Genomic DNA, 26161 nt, shown 5'->3' with positions numbered 1-26161 from the left:
ACGAGAGTCAAGCCCCGAACCCTCATAAGGGTTCGGGGCTTGACTCTATTGGATTGACCTACCCTCAGAAGCTAGGGCTTGGTCGAATCCGAACTAGCACCGCCCTCAGCAGATCCTTCACGGCCTTGATCTGCTGTATTCTTTGAAGCTGAGAGGGGAGATGCCTGCTGAATTTTTTCGGCCAGCTCCTGGAACCGCCCAGCCTGGTGACCGGTAAAGTCCTGGAACTTCTGGCCCTGCACTGACTTGAACTCTTCCCACTTCTCAGTCTGCTCTGCCCTAATCTCCTGAACACGTTCGGCAGTCTGCGCCGCCGTTTCGGTCACTGAAGTCTTGGTACGGTTGTAGATATCTTCAATATAGGAGTTGAAATCGGCAAGAACCTGCTTGCGCCTTACCTTCATGGAGGGGGTCAGATGTCCCTCAGCTTCGGTGAAGTCCTTGTCAACGATACGGAACTCGCGGATCGACTCAGCCTTGGACACCAGGGCATTCGCGTCGTCCACAAATTTCTGGATGGCTGCTCGGACGCTCGGGTGGTTGGCGGCCTCCTTGGGAGTAAGGGTGGGCGGAAGGCCGATACGTTCCAGCTCATCGGGAAGGACGTCGGGATCAAGGGTGATAAGTGCTGCGATAAAGGGCTTCTCATCGCCTACCAGCATGGCCTGAGAAACCATAGGGGCCTGACGCAGGCGGTCCTCGGCGGGTACCGGCATGACGTTTTTACCGCCAGCGGTCACAATGATTTCCTTTTTACGGCCGGTGATATAGATTTTACCGTCCTCATCAATATGGGCCAGGTCACCGGTCCGGAACCAACCGTCCTCGGTAAAGGCTGCTGCGTTCTCTTCGGGGTTATCCAAGTAACCAGAAATCAGACCGACACCGCGGTATTCAAGTTCACCATCTTCTGCGATTCGGGCTGAACCGCCCGGAATTAGAGTACCGACGTTGCCGATATCGAATCCGCGAATACGGCCCACCGCCAGCGGTGCAGTAGTCTCCGTCAGACCGTAGCCTTCAACAACCTGGATACCTACAGCATGGTAGAAGTGGCCGTAGTGCGGGGCAAGGCGGCCTCCACCAGAAACAGCGAAACGAACCTTTCCCCCCATTGCCTCACGGAGCTTTGAGTACACCAGCTTGTCGTAAAACTTGTGCTGGAGTGCTAGCTTGTGGGTCATCTTCCCCGCAATTTGAGCCTCTGACCACCTAATGGCAACCTCAACGGAACGGTGGAAGAGCTTAGCGTTGATCTTGCCGCCCTTCTCTGATTTCTTAATTGCGCCCTCATAGACTTTTTCAAAGACTCGGGGGACAACCAGGAGCATAGTTGGCCGGAAGGAGCTTAGATCTGTGGAGAGATTTTTGATATCGGGGGCATGCCCCACGGTCAGCCCGGCCTCAAAAGCAAGGATTTCGATGATACGACCCAGCACATGCGCTAGTGGCAAAAAGAGGAGCGTTGAGTTTGTTTCGTTGGCGATCTCAGGAATGGTGAGCTTGGAATTAACGCAGAGCCGTACAAAGTTACCGTGGGTAATGGGGCAGGCCTTGGGGCGGCCAGTAGTTCCCGAAGTGTAGACGATGGTAGCAAGCGAATCGAGGTTTGCTAGGGCACGCCGCTCTAAGACAGCTTCATCGGTTACCCCGGAACCTGCCTGAACCAGTGTGGAAATAGCTGCGTCCTCAATGACCCACACATCCTTGAGGCGCTCAAGAGAGAGCTCCTCCTCGGTGAGGTCACGGGCCTTCTCAATAACACCGGCCAGCTTAGTGTTTTCAACGAATACGGCCTTAGCCTTCGAGTGGGAAAGCGCCCATGCTGCCTGGGCGGGGGAAGATGTCTCGTAGACAGGTACAGAGATGCCGCCTGAATACCAAATCGCAAAGTCAATCAGGGTCCACTCGTAGCGGGTACGACTCATAATGCCAATGACGTCTCCGGCTTCGATGCCCGATGCAATGAGCCCCTTGGCGAGGTCAATGACCTGACGACGGAACTCTTTGGCGGTTACGTTCACCCAGTTGCCTGGCGACTTTTGTACTCGGTAGACAACAGGGTCCCTGCTGTCCTGCGCGCGACGTTCCACCATTTCAGTCACGTTGATAGATGGGTCAACGCTGACAAGTTGCGGGGAGTGTATTTCTTTCACCTTGCTACCTTTGCAATCTCACCCCACCGTTGGGGATGGAACGGGCTGTGGCTTCGGCACCACGCATGGGCATCTTATCCTGAGCAATTTTACAGGGCAAAATTAATCGGACTGCACGATTAGCGCTCTTAGAGAGCTGTTTTCTTAATCTACTGATCTACACGATGAGCTTACTTAAACTAGCGGTTATATTTAGCCTGAAAAACAGACAAAAGCAGTCCGGAAGAGTGCGCTTCTCTTTTTAGCAGAGTAGGGCCCGTGCTTACAATGTTTGTTAGGAAAACAGCGTACTGCCCCAAGGAGTGACTTCGCATGTATATGCAGCTTCGTTTCGTGCTCAAACCCCTCCTGCAACGGGTATACCATCACGATGTGGTGGGTGCTGAACACATCCCTGGTGACCAAGGTGCCATATTGGCAAGTAACCATGTGTCCTTTGTGGATTCTCTTTTCTTGCCACTTGCCGTACCTCGTCAGGTCTTTTTCCTGGCCAAATCAGACTATTTCACTACCCCAGGCCTCAAAGGTAGGTTGATGAAATGGTTTTTTACCTCGGTGGGGCAGCTTCCCATCGATCGTTCTGGTGGAGCTAAATCAGCCCAGTCTCTTGCTGCGGCAGTATCAGCCTTGCGAGAGGGGAAACTGGTGGGCATTTACCCAGAGGGTACCCGCAGCCCCGATGCCCGCCTCTACCGGGCAAAAATTGGTGTTGCCCGCCTAGCACTTGAAGCTGGAGTTCCTATTATCCCGGTTGCGCAACTGGGCAATGAGTATGTTCAGAGGCCGGGATCTAATAGGTTGCATGTGCGCCACCAGGGGAAAGCCATCCGCGTGCGAACCGTTATTGGTGAGCCGATTGATACGACCCCCTACGCTCACCGGGAAGACCAGTGGGCCGCTCAACGGGAACTTGCTGATTTAGTTATGCAGAAAATTAGTGAACTCACCGGCAGAAAGATTATCCCAGCCTATGCTGGCGATATTAAGAAGCTTATGGCCTCTGAGAACATCAGCGCAGATGAAGCACTGCGCAGGTTGCACCCTGATTACACCCCCTAAGCGAGGAGGGTATGTGCCCCGGCTCATCATGGAGGCCTAGACCGGTTAGGGGTGTCATATGATGGACTCCGCATTGTAGGGCACCCCAACCAAGACCATACTTTATCAAGAAAGCCTTTCCCCACGAGGCAGAGAACGACCACTATACTAAGGATTTATCGCGTCATGACCTCCGATATCAGCCCCAGCACCAAGAATTTATCTGAACTCGACGAGTGGCGTTCCCTCAAGATTGACCAGCACCCTCAGTGGGTTAATCACCCAGATTTTGCCCAAGTCATGCGTGAGCTGAGCACCGTACCTCCGCTTGTATTCGCCGGTGAAGTTGATCAGATGCGTGCTGATTTAGCGCGGGTGGCAAACGGTGAAGCTTTCCTCCTGCAAGGCGGTGACTGCGCCGAAACCTTTGCCGGTGCAACCGCAGATAAGATATCGGGCCGTATTCGTACCCTGCTTCAGATGGCGGTAGTCCTGACCTACGGTGCGTCTATGCCCGTTGTAAAGATGGGGCGTATGGCCGGGCAGTTCTCAAAACCCCGGTCCTCCAACGACGAAACCCGCAACGGGGTGACACTGCCTTCCTTCCGCGGCGAGATGGTCAATGGCTTTGACTTCACCGAAGAATCCCGAGTCCACGACCCTCGCCGTATGCTTCGCGGCTACCACACCAGCGCATCCACCTTGAATCTGATTCGTGCTTTCACCCAGGGTGGCTTTGCCGATTTACGACTGGTGAACTCCTGGAATAAGGGATTCACCTCTAACCCCGCTCACTCTCGCTACGAGTCTATCGCGGCCGAAATTGACCGAGCCGTCAAATTCATGGAGGCCTGCGGCACTGACTTTGGACCGCTCAAAACCACCGATGTTTACACTGGACATGAAGCTCTGCTCCTTGACTTTGAGCGTGCACTCACCCGCATTGATTCACGGACCAACCTCCCCTACGATACTTCAGCCCACTTCCTCTGGATCGGTGAGCGAACCCGCGGCCTGGACGATGCCCACGTCAACTTCCTATCCAAGGTCCGCAACCCCATCGGTGTGAAGCTCGGCCCCACTACCACCGCTGACGATGCGCTTGCCCTGATTGACAAGCTTGACCCGGAACGCGATCCTGGCCGTCTGACCTTCATTATCCGCATGGGCGCCGCTACTATTCGTAAGAAGCTACCGGCGATTGTCGAAGGGGTGCAGAAAACAGGTGCCAAGGTCGTTTGGGTTACCGACCCCATGCACGGCAACACCATCTCTGTTCCCTCGGGCTACAAGACTCGCCGCTTCGATGATGTGGCCGATGAAGTTCAGGGTTTCTTTGAGGTCCACGAAGCCCTGGGCACCTTCCCCGGTGGAATCCATGTTGAAATGACCGGCGACGATGTCGCTGAGTGCCTGGGCGGCTCTGATCCGATTGAGGAAGCGGCCTTTGCTGACCGCTACGAGACTCTATGTGATCCCCGCTTGAACCACCAGCAGTCGCTGGAAATCGCTTTCCAGGTTGCTGAGTACCTGGCCCGCCGCTAAAAGGGACAGTCTCAATCCGTTAGCTTTCTAGTTACTTACTGAAAAGCCATCTGCCCTATCTGGCACCAGATAGGGCAGATGGCTTTTAGTTTTGGTCGAAGCAGAGAGCTAAAACAGTAGGGTAGCTAGCCACCAACCGATGAATCCGGCACCAACCAGACCAAGGAGTAAGAAGGCCGAGAAAGCTAGCAGGGCTACCGGCTGAGGTGCTGCTCGCCAGGGTTCAGCAGGGGAGCGGCGTTCTGCCTGGCTCTTAGCTGTGACGATGCCTGGACTCTGGTGAGCAGAACGTGCGGGAATGAAAGCATCACCTGCTTGCTGGGTTTGCCCTGCCCGACGTGGGGTATAACTGGCGGAGATGCTGGTTGCCGATGGCGCAGAGGCCGGTGCATTTGCCGCTTCCGTGGCAGGGCTTAGTCCAGAAAAGGCCACGGTGGTGTTGGGGTCCTGAGCCACGTCCCAGTAGAGAGTTTCATGTCCTGATCTGTCAGACTCTGGGGTAGCTGACGCGCTCGCCTTTTGTGTCGCCTGAGGCTTGGTCATGGGGCCCACACCGGCTATCTGGGTGGGGGCATAGACCTGAACCGGCGCTGAAGCGGCTGAACGCACCGCTTTCTCGTGCGCAGTCAGTGGCGCTGACGTATCAGCTTCTACATCAATGAGGTCATCGGCCTGTCCAAAAGCAGAGATAGGGGTGTTCCGATACACACGGGTCATGCCGGATCGGTCAGCGATTTCGGTAACGTCCTCCCACATCCTTGTGAGAGGCAGATCGGTTACTAGAGGTGCACGGAAAGCCCTCTCATCAGCGGTGGAACGGCTCAGACAGTCTTGAAGAGCGCGGTAGAGCTCGGTGGCATCTTGGGGCCGATCTGCAGGGTTGCGACGCGTAGACCAGCTGACTACACCCGCAATATCCGAGGAAATTCCGGGGGCCAGTTGAGTGACGGAGGGGATATCGGTGTTGGTGTTATGGTAGAGCACCTGCTGGTCATTTTCTGTTACCGCGAACGGCATACGGCCGGTGAGCATACGGTACATCATGACACCGGCTGAGAAAATGTCGCTGGCGGGCCCGACAGAAGCACGAACATCGAGAATCTCCGGGGCCACAAAGGAGGGCGTGCCCATGAGCTGGCCGGTCGCATTCTGGTCAGCGCGGCGGGTCAGGCCAAAATCGGAAAGCTTGATGGTCTGGTGCTCATCTTCAAGCAAAATATTGGCGGGTTTGATGTCGCGGTGAATGAGCCGGTGAGCGTGGACTTCTGACAGTCCCTCGACGGCAGGAATCATAATGGAGAGAAGCTCCCCGACCGAGAGCACAGGCCTTACCTTCAGTAGCTGAGAAAGGGTGCACCCGTGGACGTATTCCAGAACCAGGAACATCACCTGCTGTCCATGGACCTTCTCAGTGCCTGAGGCTATAACCCCTACCACATTAGGGTGCTTGATTTTGCTGAGCGCCGCACCCTCCCGGAAAAACTTCTGTTGCTGAGTTGGATCCGCAGAAAGGTGCGGTAAAAGCACCTTGACCGCAACGGGGTTATTGGACCACAAATCAACCGCGTGGTAGACCTCTGCCATGCCTCCGCGGGCTATCAGGTGGCCGACCTCGAAATGACCGTCAAAAATTACCCCGGTCAGCCAGGGGGCAGCAGCGTTCTGTTCAGACATCTTTACCATCTTACGTGCGCCAGCTAGCGGGCGGTAGTGCAAGAAGTGATGAGGGTAAGAACACGTCATGCTACCGCTTACCCCGGTTCTAGGGCACAATGGTTAGGTGACTGATGATAAAACTACACCCCAAGTAATGAGCCTGGTAGGTAACTGGCTAACGATTCCGGATATTGCCGAAGCCCTTGACCTCAAAGTAACCCGCGTTCATAACCTACTTTCCGATGGCACTCTGCTTGCCGTTCGTGACCCCGAGAGCGGGGTTAGGAAAGTTCCCGCGCTCTTTATCCGTCAGGACCGTGTCCTGGAATCTTTGAAGGGTACCCTTATTGTTCTTAAGGACGCAGGGTTTACCGCCGAAGAAGCTATCGTGTGGCTCTACACCGAGGATGACTCCTTGCCCGGTCGACCTATCGATGCTCTCCTTGAAGGCCGAAAGACTGAGATCCGCCGAAGGGCATCCGCTCTGGCCTGGTAAATCAGATGGATGCTCTGGACCGGGGTGCTGGTGTGCTGAATACAGCTACTGGCACCCCGGTCTTTTTATGAGCTACGGTTCAGAGCCTTAGCTGCAATTTCTCGGAGGGCCTGCATCACATCTGTATCGATGCTCAGCTCTGCCAGCTGGGTCAGTGCCTGCTCGCTCTTTTCGCTAATCATTGCCTCGGTGGCCTCTAGCGCGCCGCTATTTCGCATGAGGTCCTGGAGGGCCGTGATAGTTGCGGGATCCAGCTGGGGGGAACCCAAGGATTCCTCCAGGAAAGCTCGTTCTTGGGCTGAAACTTTCATGGCGGTAAACGCCGTAAGCACGGTCCGCTTGCCTTCTCGGAGATCATCTCCGGCAGGTTTCCCGGTTGTCTCAGGCTCCCCAAAGACACCTAGCACATCGTCCCTGAGCTGGAAACCTTCTCCCAGGGGGAGGGCAAAAGTCCGGTACCCATGGAGCAGGGAGGACGGCTCCCCATGTTTCAGGTCCTGCCCAAGAGCACCGCCTAAGGCCAGAGGGTGTTCACAGGAGTACTTTGCTGACTTAAAACGAATTACGTTGAGAGCGCGTTCAAGGGCCAGCTCGGGTTCTTCTTCTGGGACAACTTCCCCCACAATATCGAGGTACTGCCCGGCCATAACCTCGGTTCTCATCAGGTCAAAAATAAAACGGGCTTCGCTCTGTGCTGTCAGCTCAGGAATAGAAGAGAACACCATCTCTGACCACGAAAGGCACAGATCACCCGCCAGGATTGCACTAGAAACGCCGAAAGTTTCGGCGCTGGTTTTGTAGCTAAGGTCAGTGTGCATGGCTTCAAAGCGGCGGTGTAGGCTGGGGGCACCACGGCGGGTATCGGAAGCGTCAATAATGTCATCGTGAATCAGCGCAGCAGTCTGGAAGAGCTCAATAGCAAGCCCGGCTTTAACGATAGATGGAGTCAGACCGGCACCGCCTGAACCGCGATATCCCCAGTAGGCAAGAAGCGCCCGTAGTCGTTTGCCTCCGGAGGAAAGAGATTCTATGGAGTCAAGCAAAGGGAGAGTCTCCTTGGAAACAGCCAGCATAATTTCTCTTTGCCGCGCAAAGAAACGCTGTCTTTCAAGCTCCAAGGCCTCAAGATAGCGGGAGGTTTCCAGAGAGGCGGGATCGGATGCTTGCTGGGGGGTCATGGCGTCCTTGGGTGGTATGAGCAGGTGTAACCAGTCTAGTGGATTGAATGATTGGTCTGGCAAAGTTTGGTTATCTCGACTAACCTAGATTGTTAGAACATATATTCTAATTGCTGTAAAGGTCGGTGCCAGGTGGGGTGGGAGAGTCGGGAGCGCTATCAGCTGAGGAAGCCAGCGCCCGTTATCATGCACCTTGACATGGATGCCTTCTTCGTGAACGTGGAATTGCTTTTCCGGCCAGAACTCAAGGGGCGCAGCATCATTGTCGCCAGGAACACTCCGCGTTCTGTGGTCACTTCTGCTTCCTATGAGGCTCGAAAGTATGGTGTGGGCTCAGCCATGCCTTTAGCTAGGGCCTTGCAACTGTGCCCTAATGCTGTTGTGGTTGAGCCATCCTCTAACTATCGTGACTACTCCCGTAAGGTCATGGCTATTCTGCACCGGATTACAGACCGGGTGGAGCAGGTCAGCGTAGACGAGGCTTTTGTCGATCTCACCTCGGCTATCCGCGCCCAGGGCAACCCTGTACAGATTGCTCAGAAGGCGCGGCGACAGATAGCTGATGAACTGGGGCTCCCATCATCAGCGGGCATTTCTTCTACGAAATTTATTGCCAAAATGGCCTCCTCTGCTTCTAAGCCCAAGGGCCTCTGGGTCATTCCGCCCCACAAAATACAGGATTTTTTGGACCCTATGCCGGTGGGGCGGCTCTGGGGTGTTGGGGCCAAGACCTCTGCCCATCTTGAGGGACTGGGGATACATACAGTCAAGCAACTTCGGGGGTACGAGCTAGGGTGGCTCCAAAGTCGCTTTGGGCTGTCTGCCGGGACTCATCTGTTTGAGATGTCGAGGGGCATTGATCGTCGTGCGGTAGAAAACCACCGGGTTGAAAAATCCATAGGAGCCGAGCATACATTTCTTGAGGACCAACAAGAAGCCACAGTCCTGGCTACTGAGCTCTATGGCCTGTGCCTGACTGTCGCGCGGCGTCTGCGTGCTTCGGGTAAGCAAACCCGTAGCCTGAGCATCAAAATTCGTTATTCCAACTTTGAGACGCTGACCCGATCCTGCCCTCTTCTGGGGGCAACAAGCTCAGGGCGGCAGATCTTCGAAGCGGTTCAGGCCTATCTCAGTCGGAATGGAATTCTCGACTCTCGCGGGAATTCTCACCGGCCGATCCGTCTGCTGGGGGTACGCGCTGACAAGCTGGAGGCTCAGAGTGCAGGGGTGCAACTCGCCCTGCTTCAGGATGACCTCGATGTGGGTGACTTTGACCGCCACCAGCATTGGCAGGGCGCTGAATCTACCATGGACCTCATCCAGGCAAAGTTCGGGGCTAGAGGTTTGATACCTGCACGGTTGCTGATGGCCGACCAAAGAAAAGGGCCCCTGGAATAAAATTCAAACCCTTGCGGCTTTTTCTTGGGTCTTTAGCCTGACAAAATGTAAGATGGTTAGACTGAAATGGTTCGGTACCTGGCCTGCGTTTGAGCGCGGTTCTCGGTAACTTTCCAGTCCTTTCCACAAGCTCTAGGAGATGCCATGGCGCTATCGGAACGCGAGAAAGAACTTCTTGCTCAGCTTGAGAAGCAGCTCAATGACGATCCTGCTTTCGCATCTACTATGACTGGGCCGCAGGATGTCGTGGCTCCCGCTTTGACTGCATCACCTCGCCACCTGGTTCTAGGTGCCCTGGGGGCTGTCCTGGGTTTGGGTGTGATCATCGCCGGTGTAGCCAGCAAGCTCATTATTGTGGGTGTCCTCGGGTTCCTCCTTGCTAGTGCTGGCCTATATTTTGCAACTACCGCTCCCCGGAACTCCTCCCCGAAGGCAGGAAAGGGAGCATCTGCCCCCAGGCCCTCTAAAGGGTCCTCATCCTTTATGAGGGGACTAGAGGAGAAATGGGATAAACGCCAAGGCGGTACACGCTTTTAGGCAGGCAGTTCTTTGGACCGCCCGGTAGCTACCGGGCGGTTTTTTGTGCCTTAAAGAGATTTGCTGTTTTTAAACGAATTAAGAGGCAAAAAGGAATTCCTGTTTAATGCACGAACCTGCATAAACCTCAGCGGTGGCTTGAGTGTGAAAACGCTCAAAAACTTATTGAAAATTCTAGTTTTGGTATATGCAGTGGGGCATTGTGGAGTAAAGTGGAGGGGTAGAACAATACTGGTGTAGTTTCCCGTTGGGTTCGGAAGCACACGAAAAACGAGAGCAAGAGGTGGTGGTGTGATGTTTCTAGGGACGCACACTCCCCGTCTTGACGCTAAAGGCAGGCTCATTTTGCCGGCTAAGTTCCGCGAACAGCTTGAGCCTGGGCTTGTCCTAACGCGCGGTCAGGAGCGTTGCCTCTACGTTTTTACTGTCTCTGAGTTTGAACGTATTCATGAGCAGTTGCGTGCGGCCCCGCTGTCTTCAAAGCAGGCAAGAGACTACATTAGAGTTTTTCTATCGGGAGCCTCAGATGAGGTCCCCGATAAACAGGGACGAATTACTATTCCTCAGAATCTGCGGGACTACGCCGGGCTTGAAAAGGAGCTCACGGTCATCGGCGCAGGTTCAAGGGCTGAAATCTGGAGTACGGAGGCTTGGGAAACCTACCTCCGGGAACAAGAGGAAAGCTTTGCAGAAACAGACGAGGACATTCTTCCGGGGCTCATGCTCTAAAGACTTTCACTAGCTGACAACCAACCACCACTGCAAGGAGCTAAAACCTTGACTCAGGTAGAGAACATCTCACCCGGCAAGGCTGCCAAAGACAGGCACGTTCCGGTCATGCTCGACCGTTGCCTGGACCTTCTTGCGCCCGCAATCTCCCGCCCAGGTGCTGTGGTTATTGATGGAACACTCGGTATGGGTGGGCATTCAGAGGCTATGCTGGAACGATTTGAGGGGCTGACCCTGATCGGTATCGATCGTGATCTCATGGCTCACCGGTTGGCAGGTGAGCGCCTTGCTCGTTTTGGTAAGCGCTTTATCCCGGTACACGCCGTCTACGATGAGATTCCCCGGGCTATGGAGGAAGCCGGTGTCAGCGAGGTCGATGGTGTTCTCTTTGATCTGGGTGTTTCATCCATGCAACTCGATGAACGTGAACGCGGTTTTGCCTACTCCTACGACGCACCTTTGGACATGCGCATGGACGGCACGGAAGAACTCACCGCAGCAATCGTAGTGAACACTTACGAAGAGACTGAACTGCGGCGTATTATTCGCCAGTGGGGCGAGGAAAAGTTTGCTGCCCGCATCGCTCAGAGAATCGTGGCGGCCCGCGCTGAACGGCCTTTTGAAACGACGGGTGAGTTGGTTAAGGTTATTCAGCAGGCTGTTCCTCTTGCCGCACAACGTAAAGGCGGTCACCCCGCTAAGCGCTCCTTCCAGGCGCTCCGTATTGAAGTTAACCATGAACTTGATGCGCTCGAACGAGCTATCCCCGCCGCAATTGATGCCTTGAATATGGGTGGTCGGTGTGTTGCCATGAGCTATCACAGCCTGGAAGACAAAATTGTTAAGCGGAGCTTCACCGCACGTTCAACATCGAGTGCACCCAAGGGTTTCCCCGTGGAGCTTGAGGAACACAAACCCGAACTTAAGATTATAACTCGGGGTGCTGAGCCTCCCACAGAGCAAGAAATTCAAGAAAACCCGCGGGCGGCCTCAGCAAAACTAAGAGCAGCAGAAAAAATCAAGACCACTAAGGTAAAACCATGAGCGCGGAACCCCGATTCCCTATTGCAGCTGACTCTGGTACAGCGGATGCTAAACCGCGCCTGACTGTGGTCCCTGCTGAGGCTGGGACTCCCAGCCCGGCACGTCGTCCCCTGTCTCGTTCTCGGTCTTTGAAAGCGCAGTCAAACCGCTGGCGTGTTTTCATTGCCCTGGGTGCAATGCTGGTTGCTTTGCTCACTGTACTTGTACTTAGCATCGTCATGGCATCTCGTCAGTACAAGCTGGTGGAGCTTCGTTCGCAAGAGCAGGCTCTCAGCCAGGAAAATGAAGCGCTTGTTCAGGAGATTGAGTACTACCAGGCACCCCAGGATCTGGCCATCCGCGCCAGCCAGCTTGGCTTGGTAGCAGGTTCAAGCCAAGCTACGCTGAATCTAAATACGGGAGAGATTACCGGTATTCCTATGGCTGCTGAGAAGGGTCAGGCAGAAAGCAAAAACCGTATTGCCCCTCCGGCCCTGTCCGATACCCAAGCCTATGAGAAAGCTCAGGCCCAGGCCGAGGAAGAGCGCAAGAAGGAGGAACGCAAGAAGCAAGAAGAAGCTAAGGCAAAGGCTAAAGCTAAAGCATCGGCTAGAGCATCATCCAAGGCTTCGCCTCAGCCTTCCGCTCCCTCCAGCGCACCCGCCAACCGGTAACCATGGCTTATACGCTCAGGTGCTTGCCTAAGAAGGCAGGCACCTCAGCGCATCAGCATCAGCGCAACAACCAGGAAGACAGATACCGTGACAGAACCAGGTGGAACCATGAAGGGCTCGCAGTATGAAGATCCCGTTCAGGGGATAAAACAGACTGTAGGGCGCCGTGGATTCTTAACCGGCACTATCGCGGCCGCTGGTTTTGGTCTTGTGGGTGCTCGTCTTGCCTACCTACAGGGGCTTGACCCCGACGGCTTAGCCGATGCTGCAAAGAAGAAAAGAACCCGCGAGCAGGTCATCCCCGCCCTGAGAGGGGAAATTCTCGATATCAACGGTAACGTCCTGGCCCGAAGCGTCCAAAGGTATAACATCACCGTTGATCAGTCCGCAGTTGGCCCCTTCAAAAGGTACGAGGAGGGGAGCAACAAGCCAGTTGAGGTAACTGCCACCGAGCTTGTCTACGAGCTAGCCGATATCCTTGAGATGAAAGATGAGGATGTCAAAAACGCCTTGGACGGCAACCTGCGATACAAGGTAGTTAAAGATAATGTCACTCCTGCTATCTATAACAAGGTTCAAGCACTGGGTGCTCCCTATATATACGGTGAGATTCTGAGCGAACGTAAGTACCCCAACGGGCAGGTTGCTGGGTCAGTAGTAGGTCGCTACAGCATCGTTGAGGAAGCCGTCGACGGGACCAGTAACCAAACCCGAACCGCCAATAACTCTGTGGGTATTGAACGAACCATGGGAGAGCATCTGGCGGGTAAGGACGGACTGCGAGTCTATGAAATCTCAGCTGACGGTATCCGTATCCCTATCGGAGATGAACAGAACACACCCGCTGAAGACGGTAAAAACATTCGCCTTACTATCAACCAAGACGTTCAGTATTTTGCTCAGCAGGTTGTCAAGGCGCGTGCTGATGAGCTCAAAGCTGAGTGGGGCACTGCCATTGTCATGGATGTCCGTGATGGTTCTATCCTTGCGCTCGCGGATTCTTCTACCATGGATCCTGGCTCTGATAAATTCGAGATTGCAGATATGAATCCCCGTGCTATCTCTCAGGTTTTTGAGCCGGGTTCGACGGAGAAGATCCTGACCACCGCTGCGGTTCTTGATGAGGGGCTAGTGACTCCCGAGACGGTTTTTGACGTGCCCGCCGAGCTAGTGATTGATCAGCAGACCATTACCGATGCTTTCGTTCACCCTGCCCAGAAGCGAACCGTAACTGGAATTATCGCAGACTCCATGAACACGGGTACCGTGATGATGGGGAGCAAACTGACCAAAGAACAGCGCTATAACTGGCTCAAGAAATTTGGCCTGGGAGACTTCACAGGGGTTGAGCTGACCGGTGAGTCTCAGGGACTGGTTAGTGATTGGCGGGATTGGGATATCCGCCAGCAGTACACCGTGCTCTTTGGCCAGGGTATCGCTCAGACGGCCCTCCAGACCGCCATGATTTATCAGGCCATTGCTAACAAGGGCGTCATGCTCAAGCCCCGCATCATCGATGCTGTTCTCGATAATCAGGGGACCGAGGAAAAACGCCCTGTTGAGGAGGGCACCCGAATTGTTAGCGAGGAAACTGCCCGCAAGACCCTGAGCATTATGGAAGCCGTTGTATACGAGGGCGGTGCCAAGGGTGCCCAGGTTGAGGGGTACAGGGTTGCCGGTAAAACCGGCACCGCTGAAAACGTAGGAAAGAACTCATCGACCTATGACGGTTGGACTACCTCCTTCGTGGGGGTTGCGCCTTCGGAAGATCCGCGCTTTTTGGTCTCTGTCACGATCCATCGCCCTCAAACAACAGCCGCCGCTGTAGGCCTAGCTAACACAACCGAGCAGTTCGCTGAGATTATGGAGAAGACCTTGCACACCTATAACGTGCCGCGTTCTTCAACGGAGCCTCAGCTGACCCCCAAATTTGCCGAGGGTCACGATGAAACCGGCTAAAGTAGAGGCTACGAATAAGGGGCGCTGCCCAGAGCGCCAGATAAAGTTTTAATTTCACTTGCTATACCTGGAGGGAAACCCCGTGAACAATCAAAGACTGCTCAACGGTAGCGCACAGACTCTGCGCCCCCGTCAGGTTAACCGCACCAGCTGTGTGCAGGTTGCTGAGTGGCTGATCGATCTGGGGCAGGAGGCACGACATGTGCAGGAAGCCGCTGCGCCTATTAGCGGTATCACCCTGGACTCGCGTGAGATTCAGAAAGGTGACCTGTATGTTGCTCTGTCGGGGGCAAAGACTCACGGTGCTACCTTTATTGCTGCGGCCTTAGAGCGTGGGGCTTCCGCAGTTTTGACTGATGCTGATGGCCTTGAACTTATAAAGCAGGACGGGGCTTTGCCGCAGGGACTGGGCGTGATTGTGACCGCCGACGTACGAGCAGCGGTTGGGCCACTTTCTGCTCGTATCTACGGTTCTCAGCCTGCAAACGGGGGAGCACCCCGACTCTTTGCCGTGACTGGAACCAACGGCAAGACAACTACCACCTACATGATTAACTCAGCTATGCAGGCTCTGGGCCACACCACGGGCTTGATCGGCACCATTGAGATTTTGGCTGGTGGCCAGGCAATTCCTTCCAAGCTAACAACCCCGGAGTCGCCCCACGTCCATTCTTTGATTGCGCTCATGCGTGAGCAGGGTATCAGCAGCGCAGCTATGGAGGTTTCCTCACACGCTCTGGACTACCGGCGTGTTGATGGCATTCGATACGATGTTGCTGGTTTTACCAACCTGACCCAAGACCACCTAGATTTGCACGGCACCATGGAGAAATATTTTGAGTCCAAGGCCGAGCTTTTCACCCCCCAACGTACCCGCCGTGCGGTGATTACCGTTGACGATGAGTGGGGTCAGAAGATGGCTGACCGTGCTATCAAGAATCTGGGGAGCCGCGCCGTCGTTCGCTTGGCGACCAAGAGGGGTGCTGGCTTTGAAGCCGGGTCGGAGCTGTCTACGCTAGGGCCTTCCGACTGGAAGCTGATTCGGGTTCAGCGGAGCGGAATCGGACACAGCTTTGTGCTGGAACGCGGGGACGGCCTGCAACTGGCAAGCTCGACTCAGCTCCCTGCGGACTTCAACGTCTCAAATGCTGCTCTAGCTGCCCTGATGGTCTTTGAGTCTGTCCAGCATGAAGGGGAGCGGAGCCAGGTGGCAGAGAAGCTCTCTCGCCCTGAAACTCTGGCACCCGTGGTCCCTGGGCGGATGCAGCTCATTTCTACCGCTCCGACTGCACTGGTCGATTTTGCCCATAATCCCGATGCCCTTAAACGGGCTCTTGAAGCAATCGAACCAGCTAATCCTAAGGGCAAGATTATTATCGTCTTCGGCGCCACCGGTGAACGGGATCAGACCAAACGGCCTCTCATGGGGCAGATTGCCGCATCCTACGCCGACATCGTAATCGTGACCGACGATGATCCGCACCATGAAGCTCCTGGCCCGATCCGTGAGGCCGTTGAATCAGGTGCCTTGGCCGCCGTTGAAGGCGGGGCCCGAGCTCAGCAGGTGTTCAATATCGAGCCTCGTTCAGCCGCTATCACCCGGGCTATTGAACTGGCCGGTCCCGAAGACTCTATCCTTATTGCTGGTAGAGGGCACGAGGTGGCTCAGGACGTAGCTGGAACAGACCTTGAACTCGATGACCGAGTTGAAACAGCATGTGCGCTCCTGGCCGCTGGTTACAGCGTCCTACCCGCTTATCAGAACGAACAGAAGTAGCTTAAGGTAAACCCATGATTGAACTGTCTGCCCTTGAGATTACCGCCGCTGTGGGAGGAACCCTATTGGGCCTATCCGAAGCGGAGGCGGCTGCTATTTCGTGTACCTCAGCTGCAACCGACTCCCGCCAAGTCACTGCCGGTTGCCTTTTCCTAGCTAAGCCGGGTCAAGTGACTGACGGCCACAATTTCCTACCCCAGGCTTTTGCTGCGGGCTCACGGCTGGCTCTGGTGGAGCGCGAGGTCAAGGACGAAGCTGGGGTTCCCTACCCTTCAGTACTCGTAGATGACGTTGTCCTGGCGATGGGGCAGCTGGCCGCCTTCATCCTTGCTCGTCTGCGTGAACGTGGTGAGGTAACCGTGGTGGGTATTACCGGTTCAGCGGGTAAAACTACGACCAAGGACCTCCTGGCCGCTATCTTTGGAGCAGTGGGCAAGACCGTGGCACCAGTCGGCTCATTCAACGGTGAGGTGGGGGTTCCACTGACCGTGTTCCGTGCGGAGGAAGATACCCGTTATCTGGTCATTGAAATGGGGGCAGACCGGGTCGGCAACATTCGCTACCTGACTGACATGATTCAGCCTGACTACGGAATTATCCTCAAGGTTGGTACCGCTCACGCCGGTGAATTTGGGGGCGTCGATAAGATCGAAGCAACCAAGGGCGAAATGGCTGAAGGTGTTCGTCATGGGTTGGGACTCAACATTGACGATTACAGGGTACGACGCATGATTAACCGTGCAAGTACACCCGTGACTTACTTTGGTGTGGCGGGTCGAGAAGCTGAGCTGACCACCACGTCCAACCCCGGGGTAACCGAGGAACGTGTGATTGCGGAAAACCTGAGCACGAACTCCCAAGGCAAACCTGAATTTACGCTTATTTTCCCTGATGGGCAGAGGTATGAGGTGTCATCCCAGCTCATCGGTGAGCACCACGTCTACAACCTGCTAGCGGCAGCTACCCTTGCATACCAAGCTGGTATCCCAACCGACGTCATTGCGCAGAACCTTATCTCCTCTGCCGCAGCTTCTAAATGGAGAATGCAACGCACTGACCGGGCCGATGGCGTAACCGTCATTAACGATGCCTACAACGCTAACCCCGAATCCATGACAGCAGCCTTGCAAACTCTTGCTTCTTTGGGCCGGCAACCCGGCACCAACAGAACATGGGCGGTTTTGGGAGCCATGCTGGAGCTGGGGGAGCAGAGCCTCACCGAGCACGACCGAATCGGCCAGCTCGCTGTACGACTCAACATCTCCAAACTAATTGCAGTGGGCGAGATCGCTAAACCGATATATAACACCGCCCATTTGGAAGGTTCCTGGGGGAATGAGGCAACCTGGGTTGCTACCGGCGAAGAGGCCTTTGAACTCTTGCAAGGCCAGCTTGAACCAGGCGACATTGTACTTTTCAAGTCCTCAAATGGAGCTGGCCTGGGCATTCTAGGCCAACAGGTTGCAGACTTTGAGGGCAACCTCACCGTACCGGTGAGCTCAAAAGGCTCAAATCAGCCCTGGAAGAGCGCCGGTGACTTTGCACAACCGCTAAACTCTTTCAGTGGTGCAGAAACTGCTTCTGCCACCAACACTTCAGACAACTTATAACTGGGAAGGCAAAGACACCACATGATTTCTATCTTGTTGGCTGCGGCTTTGGGCCTGATCATTTCGATTGCAGCGACTCCGGTCTATACCCAATGGCTGGTCAAGCAGCAATTCGGACAGTTCATCCGCGAAGACGGGCCCACATCACACCAGGTTAAACGCGGCACCCCCACTATGGGTGGTGTGGTGATGATGGTAGCCACCGTACTCGGTTTCTTCCTTTCCATGGCCTTGACCCCCTTGCTGACAGGCGTGGGGCAGGCCCCTTCCGCTTCGGTCTTACTGACCATGTTCCTTATGCTGGGCATGGCCGGTGTGGGTTTCATTGACGATTTCTCAAAGATTTGGAAGAAGCAAAGCGAAGGCCTGACACCTAAGGGCAAGATTATTCTGCAGGGGCTCATCGGCACGCTTTTTGCGGTAGGTGTTCTCCTGATCAAGGATGACCGGGGCTGGTCACCTGCCAGCTACCACCTATCCTTCACCCGTGATATCTCTTGGCTGAACCTGGCTTTTGCTGGCCCTCTTATTGGCATGATTCTCTTCATTATCTGGGCTAATCTGATTGCCACGGCAACCACTAACGCGGTTAACTTGACCGATGGTCTAGACGGCCTGGCAACCGGCGCAGCCATTATGGTCTTCAGCGGCTACCTTTTGATTTCTATGTGGCAGGCTCAGCACCTGTGCGTTCCCGGCTCCTTGGACGGGGTCTGCTATGAGGTTCCTGATTCCGGCCAAATGGCGGTTCTTGCCGCTTCACTGATTGGTGCCCTCATCGGCTTTCTCTGGTGGAACACCTCACCGGCAACCATCTTCATGGGAGATACCGGATCATTGGGCCTGGGTGGCGCACTGGCTGCTTTCGCCATTATTACCCGCACCCAGATGCTCCTGCCCATCATCGCGGGGCTCTTCGTGACGATTGCTATCTCCGTTATTCTGCAGGTGGGTTACTTCAAGCTCAGTGGTGGTAAGCGCATCTTCCGTATGGCTCCCCTCCAGCACCACTTTGAATTGAAGGGCTGGGCCGAGGTCAACGTCGTTATCCGCTTCTGGATTCTGGCGGGCCTCTTTGTAGCGGTAGCCCTCGGTATTTTCTACGGCGACTGGCTTATTATCAACGGAGGTGCCTTCTAATGCAGGCAACAAACGCTAATCCCGTGTACGGCTACGAGCGACTTGAATCGCTAACCCGTTGGGAATCTGACTGGGCTGGGTTGCGTGTTGTAGTGGCGGGTCTTGGTATCAGCGGTTTCTCAGCAGCAGATACCCTGATTGAACTGGGAGCTCGTGTTGTTGTCGTCGATGGGAATGATAACGAGGTCACCCGTGGCAAAGCAGACACCCTGGCGATTGTTGGTTCTGCCGGGTCTGTACTGGGGCCCGACGCTATGGAAGCGCTTCCCCTGGTAGACGGTCAGCCAGCAGAGCTCGTCGTGACCTCACCCGGGCTTGCCCCTACCATCGGCATCCTGGCCGATGCTGTAGGCCAGAAAATCCAAATCTGGGGAGATGTTGAACTTGCCTGGCGACTGCGTGAGAGGGAGGGACGAACCCTAGCACCCTGGCTCTGTATCACCGGTACCAATGGCAAAACCACCACCGTTGGCATGACTGAATCAATTCTGCAAACGGCAGGTCACAAGGCTATCGCGGTGGGCAACGTGGGTACACCTATCCTCGATGCCCTGCGTGACCCGGTTGATTACGACTTCTTCACCGTTGAACTCTCTAGTTTCCAGCTCCACTGGACCTACTCCATGTCACCGCTCGCTTCAGTTGTGCTGAATGTGGCGGAGGACCACGTGGACTGGCACCAAGGCTACGCCAACTATCTGGCCGATAAGGCACGCATTTACGAGAACACTCAGGTTGCCTGCATCTTTAACGCCAACCAGCAAGAAATTGTTCAGATGGTTGAAGAAGCTGACGTAGTTGAGGGCGCACGAGCTATCGGTTTTTGGGCTGATACCCCCGGGCTTTCTATGGTCGGTGTTATTGACGGTTTACTCGTTGATCGTGCTTTCCTCGAAGACCGCCGCAACCAGGCTTTAGAGCTGGCAGAGGTTGCCGATACCGGACAGCTCCCCACCAGACACACGGTGGAGAACGCGCTGGCCGCCGCTGCCCTGGCACGAGCTGCCGGGATCTCTCCCGAGGAGGTCAAAGCGGGCCTACTGAACTATCAGCCGGGTGCTCACCGTATCCAGCTTGTGGCTAATACTCACGGGGTGCTCTGGGTCAATGACTCCAAAGCCACCAACCCGCACGCAGCCAACGCGTCTTTGAGTTCTTTCACGCCCGTGATTTGGGTTGCCGGGGGGCTTTCCAAGGGAGTTACCTACGATGAGTTGGTAGCCGAACATAAGGACAGGCTCAAAGCCGTTGTCGTCATCGGAACCGATACCGCTGCCCTGATTTCAGCTTTGGCTAAGCAGGCACCGGCAGTGCCCGTCTATAACATGACTGAGAGCCCGCTCCTAGCTGATGCTCGTGACGGAAGAGCCGTCATGGGACTTGCTGTGGCTAAAGCCCACGAACTCTCAGCCCAGAATGACACGGTTCTTATGGCCCCCGCAGCGGCTTCTATGGACCAGTTCGTTTCTTACGCCGATAGAGGCAATGCCTTCATCGACGCGGTAGCAGATCTTGTGAACCAGATTAATTCTTAGTACTAACAGGGGAGCACCGATACGTCTCGGTGCTCTTCTTCCAGCATCTAACCCGCCGGGTGAGTGCCACCTGACTGAAGAGAAGAGAACCGGAGCATGAACCTTACAGCCTCCCCATCATCGAAGAATCAGCAGAGCCGGCTGGGCGGTTTGATCACCAAGGTCCGGGATATCTGGGAGCAGGCCCAAACACGATTGGGCTCGATGGTGCTGACCGATGTGCCCATCGTCCTGTCTGTTGCTGCGTTTGTTCTATCTATCTTTGGTGTGATGATGGTTCTTTCGGCATCAAGTGTGGAGCAGATTTCCGTGGGGCACACTCCCTATGGGCAGGCCAGCACCCAGGGGGTATTCGCTGCGGTTGGCATCCTGCTCATGCTGATTGTGGGGTTCCTGGTACCTGTTAGGTTTTATAGGCCCCCCCTCGCGCTTAACCTCGCGATGCTGGTTGTTGTTGCCCTTCTCGTTGCCGTGATGTTTTTTGGAAGTGTGGTTAACGGTAATCGCAACTGGCTGAATGTTTTTGGCTTCAGTATGCAGCCTTCTGAGTTTGCCAAGCCCGTGATGATTTTGTGGTTAGCCTCCGTATACTCCCGCCAGGGCAGAATTGACCGGGGGACAACTGGCCAGGCGCTCTATAAAGCGCTCTTTCCCGCGATCCTGGGGTTTGGCTTGGTCGTGGCTCTCATTTTGGCCGGTCACGACGCTGGGACGGTTCTGATTTACGTTATGTTCTTCGGAGCTATCTTCATGGCTGCGCGCCCGTCGCCTTCAACGGTTCGCATCGGCATTGTAGCACTCTTGATTGGGGCTCTTGCTCTGGTAGTAACCAGCCCTAACCGTATCGAGCGTATCCTTAACACCTTTTCTTTCTGGAGCGAATGCCAGGAAGCGACCTGTGATCAGGCAAACTCAGGCTTGGCAGCGCTGGCAACCGGTGGGTTCTGGGGGGTTGGCTTAGGCCAGTCTCGTCAGAAATATAATTACCTTCCCGAGGCCCACAACGACTACATCTTTGCTGTGATCGGTGAAGAGCTGGGGATGGTGGGTGCGGTAGCTCTGATTCTCTTGTACGCTGCCCTCATCTACTGCTCCATGCGTATTCTTTTGCGTTCTTCAGATTTGTTTATCCGTTACGCGACCATTGGCATCATCACCTGGATAGCCGGTCAGGCTTTGCTAAACATCAGCATGGTCGTTGGCATCATGCCCGTTATTGGTGTGCCCTTGCCTTTCATTTCTGCCGGTGGTTCTTCTCTGGTCTCCGTGCTATTTGGTGTGGGCGTGCTGATTGCCTTCGCCCGGCAGACCCCACTTAACCCGATTGTGGGGGAACGTACCGGCCTGGTAAACGCCAAGAAGCAAAAGGACGATGCCCGTCGCGTGGCTCTTGGGCGTGTGGTTGCTCGAGAACAGATTGCACTAGCCAAGGACCCCGATGGTGCCGGGTGGACCCTTGAAAAGTTCCTGGACCGGTGGAACGCCCTCGTTGATGGAGGCAAGGCTCGCCCCAATGGTAAAAGTCATAACCGCTCGCAAGGAAAGGCGTCAGCTCTGGGTGAGAGCCAGGCTTCGGTACCGCGACAGCAGACAAGAAGGCCGGGGCAGGCTCCTGTGCCTGGAGGCCAAAAGCTAGCGACTACTGCACCGCGCTTAAACACCGGTGAACCCCTTCATCCTCAGCGGACTCAGCAGAAGCCGCCGGCTTCATACCAGAGTGGCTCAGTTCAGGCTTCTGGCTCAGTTCAGGCTTCTGGCTCAGCCACACGGTCTCCAGCAAACGCTGAAGGCACCACTGCACCAGCTCCTAAACCCCAGCATCAGGTAAAACAGGCTCCTGCTGAGGGGAGCGCCCATGTTCAGCGCCTAGCCCCACAAGAGCGGAAAGTTCCTCAAGGCCTGCGTACCATCCGCAAGGCACGAGATTTACCTAATCACAAAAAATAAGGGCAGGTTACACTGAACCCTTTGCGCTCAAAGTGTGCCAAGAGCCCATGACGCGTAAACTTAAGGGGCGAAACTGAACCCTAAGGGAGTGAAATATCCTATGACCCATGCACCTACTGTCGTGCTTGCCGGTGGCGGAACTGCCGGGCATATTAACCCTATGCTTGCTATCGCTCGGGCTATCCAAGACCGTGAGCCGGAGGCAAGGATTCTTACGGTAGGTACCGAAAACAGCATGGAGGCTACCCTGGTTCCCGAAGCTGGATTTGAGATTAGCTTTATCCCTAAGGTTCCTTTCCCCCGCCGTCCCAGCCTCGAAGCTCTGAAATTCCCCCTGCGCTTTCGCGGTTCCCTAAAGCAGGCGGAGAGCATCCTGCGCGATACCAAAGCGGACGTCCTGGTCGGTGTCGGTGGATATGTCTGCACACCCATGTACCTTGCTGCCCACAAGCTAAATATTCCTGTGGTTATTCATGAGGCAAATGCTAAGCCCGGGTTGGCCAACAAAGCCGGTGCTAGGAAAGCTGCCCTGGTGGCCACTGCATTCCCCGATACCCCCATTGCCGGGGCGCGAACTGTGGGTATGCCGATGCGCCAGAACATTGCCTCTCTTAACCGGCCAGAGGCTCAAAAAGGCTCACGTGAACGTCTGGGGCTTGACCCCGATAGACCAACTCTGGTTGTCACGGGTGGATCGCTCGGCGCTTTGAACCTCAACCGTGCTATCTCTGAGATTATCGATGAGGTTCAGCCTGCCGGTTACCAGCTGCTTCATATCACCGGGCGCGATAAGGCGCTTAAAGATGCTGCCGGTGAGCTTAGGCAGGCACCCGGGTACCGTCAGGTGGAGTTCGTGACATCTATGGAAGACGTTTATGCTGCAGCGGATTTGATGATTGTGCGATCCGGCGCGGCAACCGTCAGCGAGATTGCAGCTGTCGGTTTGCCCGCAATTTTTGTGCCTCTGCCTATCGGTAATGGCGAGCAGGCCCTAAATGCGCAGTCTTTGGTATCTGCGGGTGCCAGCATCCTGGTCAAGGACTCAGATTTCACTGCTAGCTGGTTCCGGGCTAATGTCCCGGCGCTTCTTGCAGATAAGGCTAAACTTAGCGACATGGCAGAAAAGTCCTACCGGCACGGCATCCGTGATGCCTCGCAGGTGATGGCAGAAGAAGTATTGAAGGCGGCTCGCGTATGACTGACTCATTGCTGGATCTTTCGATTGATCTTCCGGCACCTCTTAACCCTCCTTTCCCGGAACGGCCTGTGCTCTCTGAGCTAGGGGCAGTACATTTTGTGGGTATCGGCGGTGCTGGCATGTCTGCTGTTGCCCGTTTGATGCTGAGTGCCGGTATGGCCGTGAGCGGTTCAGACCAGGCAGAAAGCCCGGCTCTTGCCTCCTTGAGGGAACTGGGGGCCAAAGTTTCGGTCCCGCAGTCTGCTGAGAACATCGCTGGCGCTGATACCGTGGTCATCTCAACCGCTATCCAGGAAACTAACCCGGAACTGGCGGAGGCCCGCGCTCGGGGCCTGCGTATCCTTCATCGTTCAGAGGCACTTGCGGCCACCATGCGTGATTCACAGGTTATCGCTGTGGCGGGCACCCACGGCAAGACTACGACCAGCTCTATGATGTCTGTGATGTTCGACGGTCTGGGGCTGGCACCCTCGTTTGCTGTTGGGTCAACTATTGCCGGGTTTAACACCAACGCCCACCTGGGGGCGGCAGGGCCGGGCTCCTGGTTTGTGGCAGAGGCCGATGAATCTGACGGTTCTTTCGTGCGCTACCGCCCTGAGATTGCGGTGATTACTAACGCAGAACCCGACCACCTCGACTTTTACGGCACAGATGAACGGGTATTTGAGGCTTTCCACCGCTTTATTTCCTCTATGGCTCCCGGTGGAGTCTTTGTGACCTGCGCCGATGACCGTGGTTCTGCCTTGCTTGCCTCGCGCGCACTTGCAGCTGGAGTGCATGTTGTGACTTACGGTGAGAGTGAAGACGCCATGGTACGGATTACAGGTATCACCTCTGAAGGCACCGAATGCTCATCAAACCTTGTGTGGGATTTTACAGTAGCCCATAAAGCTCACAGCGGGCATATTACTCTGACCCTTCCCGTCCCGGGGATTCATAACCAGCTTAACGCTACAGCTGCATTTGTGTGCGCTCTGATAGCAGGTGCGAGCCCTGAAGCCGCGGTTGGTGCGCTCAGCCAATTTTCGGGCACTGACCGTCGCTTTACGCTACGCGGTGAGGCGGCCGGTGTGAAGGTCTTTGACGATTATGCCCACCATCCCACCGAAGTGCATAGGGCCCTAGAAACCGGGCGGACAGTAGCTGAGGGGCATAACCTCTATGTTATTTTCCAGCCCCACCTCTTCTCGCGGACCAAAGAATTTGCTCGTGAATTTGCGGAATCTTTAGCTCAAGCTGATCGGTCATACGTTGTAGATATCTACCCGGCGCGCGAACAGCCCATTGAGGGTGTTACCAGCCATTTGATCACCGATGCGGGGTTCTCTGAGGTCCATTATGCTGCTAACGTCGATGAGGCACTTGATGCCCTTGTCGCCGCGGCCTTACCGGGCGACATCATTATGACGGTGGGAGCAGGGGATGTAACGAACCTTGGTCAGGTTCTCGTGCACAAGCTCTCTGATCGTGAAAGTGTGCGGGGCTAGTGGAGGAGCGCAATCAGGGCCCACAAGCTGATGAAGCTACTTCTTCGGCAACAGGTAAGGCAGGTAAACCGCGTATTAGGCTGAACTCTTCCAAGGTTGCACAGCTCGAAGAGTCGAATGACAATTTGGTTGATCTCTCAGAGAACAGCAAATTTGCTCAATGGCGTCAAAACCATAGCAAGATTTCTCCTGATCCTGTCATCGCAGAGGATGGGGGCAACCAACCTGCCCCTATTTCCCTCAACTCACGGCGAAAGAATCGCTGGAATTGGAAGAACTGGCTGTATGCAAGTTTGGCCTTGCTGGCTCTTGTAGCTCTATTTATTGGCCTTGTCTTCTTTTCACCTTTGTTGGCAACCCGCACTATCAAGGTGGAGGGAGCCTCTCTGCTTGATGAAGCAACTATCCAAGAGCAACTCAAGCAACTTGAGGGTGTGCCGATGACCCAAATTACAGAGTCTGAGGTAGCTTCGCTTATTGGTAATGAGAATGTACTTTACGGCCTTACCTTGCAAGCTAAACCTCCTCATGAGCTAGTTGTCCAGCTTCGTGAACGAGTTCCGGTTGCAGTTGTTGATAATGAGGGGATTTTTGTTCTCGTCGATAACGAGGGTGTACAGCTTGGTACAGCTCCTTCTGTTGAAGCTGCTGGGGTTCCTCTGGTCAGTGGCGGGCTCGAGATTCTGGGGAGCGGGGCCTTCCATACCGTAACAACAGTGCTGGCCGCTCTGCCGACCTCTATCCTGTCGCAGGTATCGGAAGCTAAGGCCGATTCCGCTTCGACTATCACCCTGGAGATGGTAGACGGAACGAAGGTCGTATGGGGCACTCCAGACGAAAGTGAACTTAAAGCTAAGGTTTTAGTTCAGCTGATGACATCTGTGGGTGCAGAAACTGCGGTCCAAACCTATGACGTCTCAAGTCCCCTTGTCCCCACCGTCAAATAGTTTCAACTTTTACCTAAGGTTGTTCTTTACCTAGAGATTTTCTGAGAAAAATAAGGCCTGAGGTAAAACTAGGGCGACATTGTTGGGTGAAGTTGATAATCTTTCATTGATTGAATCAATAGTTTTGTGCC

20 protein-coding genes are annotated in these 26161 nt (G+C 54.9%); 17 read left to right on the top strand and 3 right to left on the bottom strand.

The window, feature by feature from the left end; genetic code table 11:
* Positions 1 to 71: 71 nt before the first annotated feature.
* The gene (locus tag ACN08Y_RS09155) at positions 72 to 2156 is read right to left on the bottom strand and encodes an AMP-dependent synthetase/ligase (protein WP_419100041.1); all 2085 of its coding nucleotides are present in this window, start codon (positions 2154 to 2156) and stop codon (positions 72 to 74) included.
* A gap of 312 nt (positions 2157 to 2468) precedes the next feature.
* On the opposite strand from ACN08Y_RS09155, the gene ACN08Y_RS09150 reads away from it, so the two are divergent.
* Both ACN08Y_RS09150 and ACN08Y_RS09145 read left to right on the top strand, forming a co-directional pair.
* Positions 2469 to 3215, top strand: coding sequence for a lysophospholipid acyltransferase family protein (locus tag ACN08Y_RS09150; protein WP_419112479.1), 747 nt, complete (start codon positions 2469 to 2471; stop codon positions 3213 to 3215).
* 165 nt (positions 3216 to 3380) lie between these two features.
* Positions 3381 to 4739, top strand: coding sequence for a class II 3-deoxy-7-phosphoheptulonate synthase (locus ACN08Y_RS09145; protein WP_419104235.1), 1359 nt, complete (start codon positions 3381 to 3383; stop codon positions 4737 to 4739).
* A 108-nt stretch (positions 4740 to 4847) separates the two neighbouring features.
* On the opposite strand, the gene ACN08Y_RS09140 is transcribed toward ACN08Y_RS09145, so the two are convergent.
* The gene (locus ACN08Y_RS09140; RefSeq protein WP_419112477.1) at positions 4848 to 6413 is read right to left on the bottom strand and encodes a serine/threonine protein kinase; all 1566 of its coding nucleotides are present in this window, start codon (positions 6411 to 6413) and stop codon (positions 4848 to 4850) included.
* Positions 6414 to 6549: 136 nt separating this feature from the next.
* Between ACN08Y_RS09140 and ACN08Y_RS09135 the strand changes: the two genes are divergently transcribed.
* A complete protein-coding gene (locus ACN08Y_RS09135; RefSeq protein ID WP_419100121.1) occupies positions 6550 to 6891 on the top strand; it encodes an Rv2175c family DNA-binding protein in 342 nt (113 codons plus the stop codon).
* 65 nt (positions 6892 to 6956) lie between these two features.
* Here ACN08Y_RS09135 and ACN08Y_RS09130 read toward each other — a convergent pair whose 3' ends face one another.
* Complete coding sequence (locus ACN08Y_RS09130; protein ID WP_419112476.1) at positions 6957 to 8069, bottom strand: polyprenyl synthetase family protein; 1113 nt, start codon at positions 8067 to 8069, stop codon at positions 6957 to 6959.
* Positions 8070 to 8255: 186 nt separating this feature from the next.
* Here ACN08Y_RS09130 and dinB point away from each other — a divergent pair, with 186 nt between their 5' ends.
* The 14 genes from dinB (at position 8256) to ACN08Y_RS09060 (ending at position 26030) form a co-directional block, all read left to right on the top strand.
* Positions 8256 to 9467: a DNA polymerase IV gene (dinB, locus tag ACN08Y_RS09125; RefSeq protein ID WP_419110702.1), complete on the top strand. Its 1212-nt coding sequence runs from the start codon at positions 8256 to 8258 to the stop codon at positions 9465 to 9467.
* Positions 9468 to 9611: 144 nt separating this feature from the next.
* Positions 9612 to 10004: a DUF3040 domain-containing protein gene (locus ACN08Y_RS09120; RefSeq protein WP_419112475.1), complete on the top strand. Its 393-nt coding sequence runs from the start codon at positions 9612 to 9614 to the stop codon at positions 10002 to 10004.
* 294 nt (positions 10005 to 10298) lie between these two features.
* Positions 10299 to 10733, top strand: a complete 435-nt coding sequence (gene mraZ, locus ACN08Y_RS09115; protein WP_419100048.1) for a division/cell wall cluster transcriptional repressor MraZ — start codon at positions 10299 to 10301, stop codon at positions 10731 to 10733.
* Between the two features lie 48 nt (positions 10734 to 10781).
* Positions 10782 to 11777 carry a 16S rRNA (cytosine(1402)-N(4))-methyltransferase RsmH gene (rsmH, locus tag ACN08Y_RS09110; protein ID WP_419104240.1) on the top strand — a complete coding sequence of 332 codons (996 nt, stop codon included), beginning with the start codon at positions 10782 to 10784 and terminating at the stop codon, positions 11775 to 11777.
* Positions 11774 to 12430 (top strand): hypothetical protein, encoded by a 657-nt coding sequence (locus ACN08Y_RS09105; protein WP_419112474.1) that lies wholly within the window; start codon positions 11774 to 11776, stop codon positions 12428 to 12430. The genes rsmH and ACN08Y_RS09105 overlap by 4 nt, the downstream gene beginning before the upstream one ends.
* A gap of 87 nt (positions 12431 to 12517) precedes the next feature.
* Complete coding sequence (locus ACN08Y_RS09100; RefSeq protein WP_419112473.1) at positions 12518 to 14389, top strand: peptidoglycan D,D-transpeptidase FtsI family protein; 1872 nt, start codon at positions 12518 to 12520, stop codon at positions 14387 to 14389.
* A gap of 82 nt (positions 14390 to 14471) precedes the next feature.
* A complete protein-coding gene (locus tag ACN08Y_RS09095; RefSeq protein ID WP_419112472.1) occupies positions 14472 to 16166 on the top strand; it encodes a UDP-N-acetylmuramoyl-L-alanyl-D-glutamate--2,6-diaminopimelate ligase in 1695 nt (564 codons plus the stop codon).
* A 14-nt stretch (positions 16167 to 16180) separates the two neighbouring features.
* Entirely contained in the window at positions 16181 to 17776 is a 1596-nt protein-coding gene (locus ACN08Y_RS09090) for a UDP-N-acetylmuramoyl-tripeptide--D-alanyl-D-alanine ligase (RefSeq protein ID WP_419112471.1), read from the top strand.
* A gap of 21 nt (positions 17777 to 17797) precedes the next feature.
* Positions 17798 to 18916 carry a phospho-N-acetylmuramoyl-pentapeptide-transferase gene (mraY, locus tag ACN08Y_RS09085; RefSeq protein WP_419112470.1) on the top strand — a complete coding sequence of 373 codons (1119 nt, stop codon included), beginning with the start codon at positions 17798 to 17800 and terminating at the stop codon, positions 18914 to 18916.
* On the top strand, positions 18916 to 20451 hold the full coding sequence (gene murD / locus ACN08Y_RS09080; protein ID WP_419104245.1) for a UDP-N-acetylmuramoyl-L-alanine--D-glutamate ligase: 1536 nt from the start codon (positions 18916 to 18918) through the stop codon (positions 20449 to 20451). The genes mraY and murD overlap by 1 nt, the downstream gene beginning before the upstream one ends.
* Before the next feature lie 96 nt (positions 20452 to 20547).
* Entirely contained in the window at positions 20548 to 22398 is a 1851-nt protein-coding gene (locus ACN08Y_RS09075) for an FtsW/RodA/SpoVE family cell cycle protein (protein WP_419112469.1), read from the top strand.
* A 100-nt stretch (positions 22399 to 22498) separates the two neighbouring features.
* A complete protein-coding gene (gene murG, locus ACN08Y_RS09070; protein ID WP_419112468.1) occupies positions 22499 to 23596 on the top strand; it encodes an undecaprenyldiphospho-muramoylpentapeptide beta-N-acetylglucosaminyltransferase in 1098 nt (365 codons plus the stop codon).
* A complete protein-coding gene (murC, locus tag ACN08Y_RS09065) occupies positions 23593 to 25083 on the top strand; it encodes a UDP-N-acetylmuramate--L-alanine ligase (protein WP_419112467.1) in 1491 nt (496 codons plus the stop codon). The genes murG and murC overlap by 4 nt, the downstream gene beginning before the upstream one ends.
* The gene (locus ACN08Y_RS09060) at positions 25083 to 26030 is read left to right on the top strand and encodes a cell division protein FtsQ/DivIB (protein ID WP_419112466.1); all 948 of its coding nucleotides are present in this window, start codon (positions 25083 to 25085) and stop codon (positions 26028 to 26030) included. Before murC ends, ACN08Y_RS09060 begins: the two co-directional genes overlap by 1 nt.
* Positions 26031 to 26161: the final 131 nt, after the last annotated feature.

The sequence above is a fragment of the Rothia sp. P5764 genome (assembly GCF_048512965.1).
Lineage (GTDB): Bacteria > Actinomycetota > Actinomycetes > Actinomycetales > Micrococcaceae > Rothia.
The sequence above is the reverse complement of the archived record's forward strand: the minus strand, read 5'-3'. Positions and strand labels throughout refer to the sequence as shown.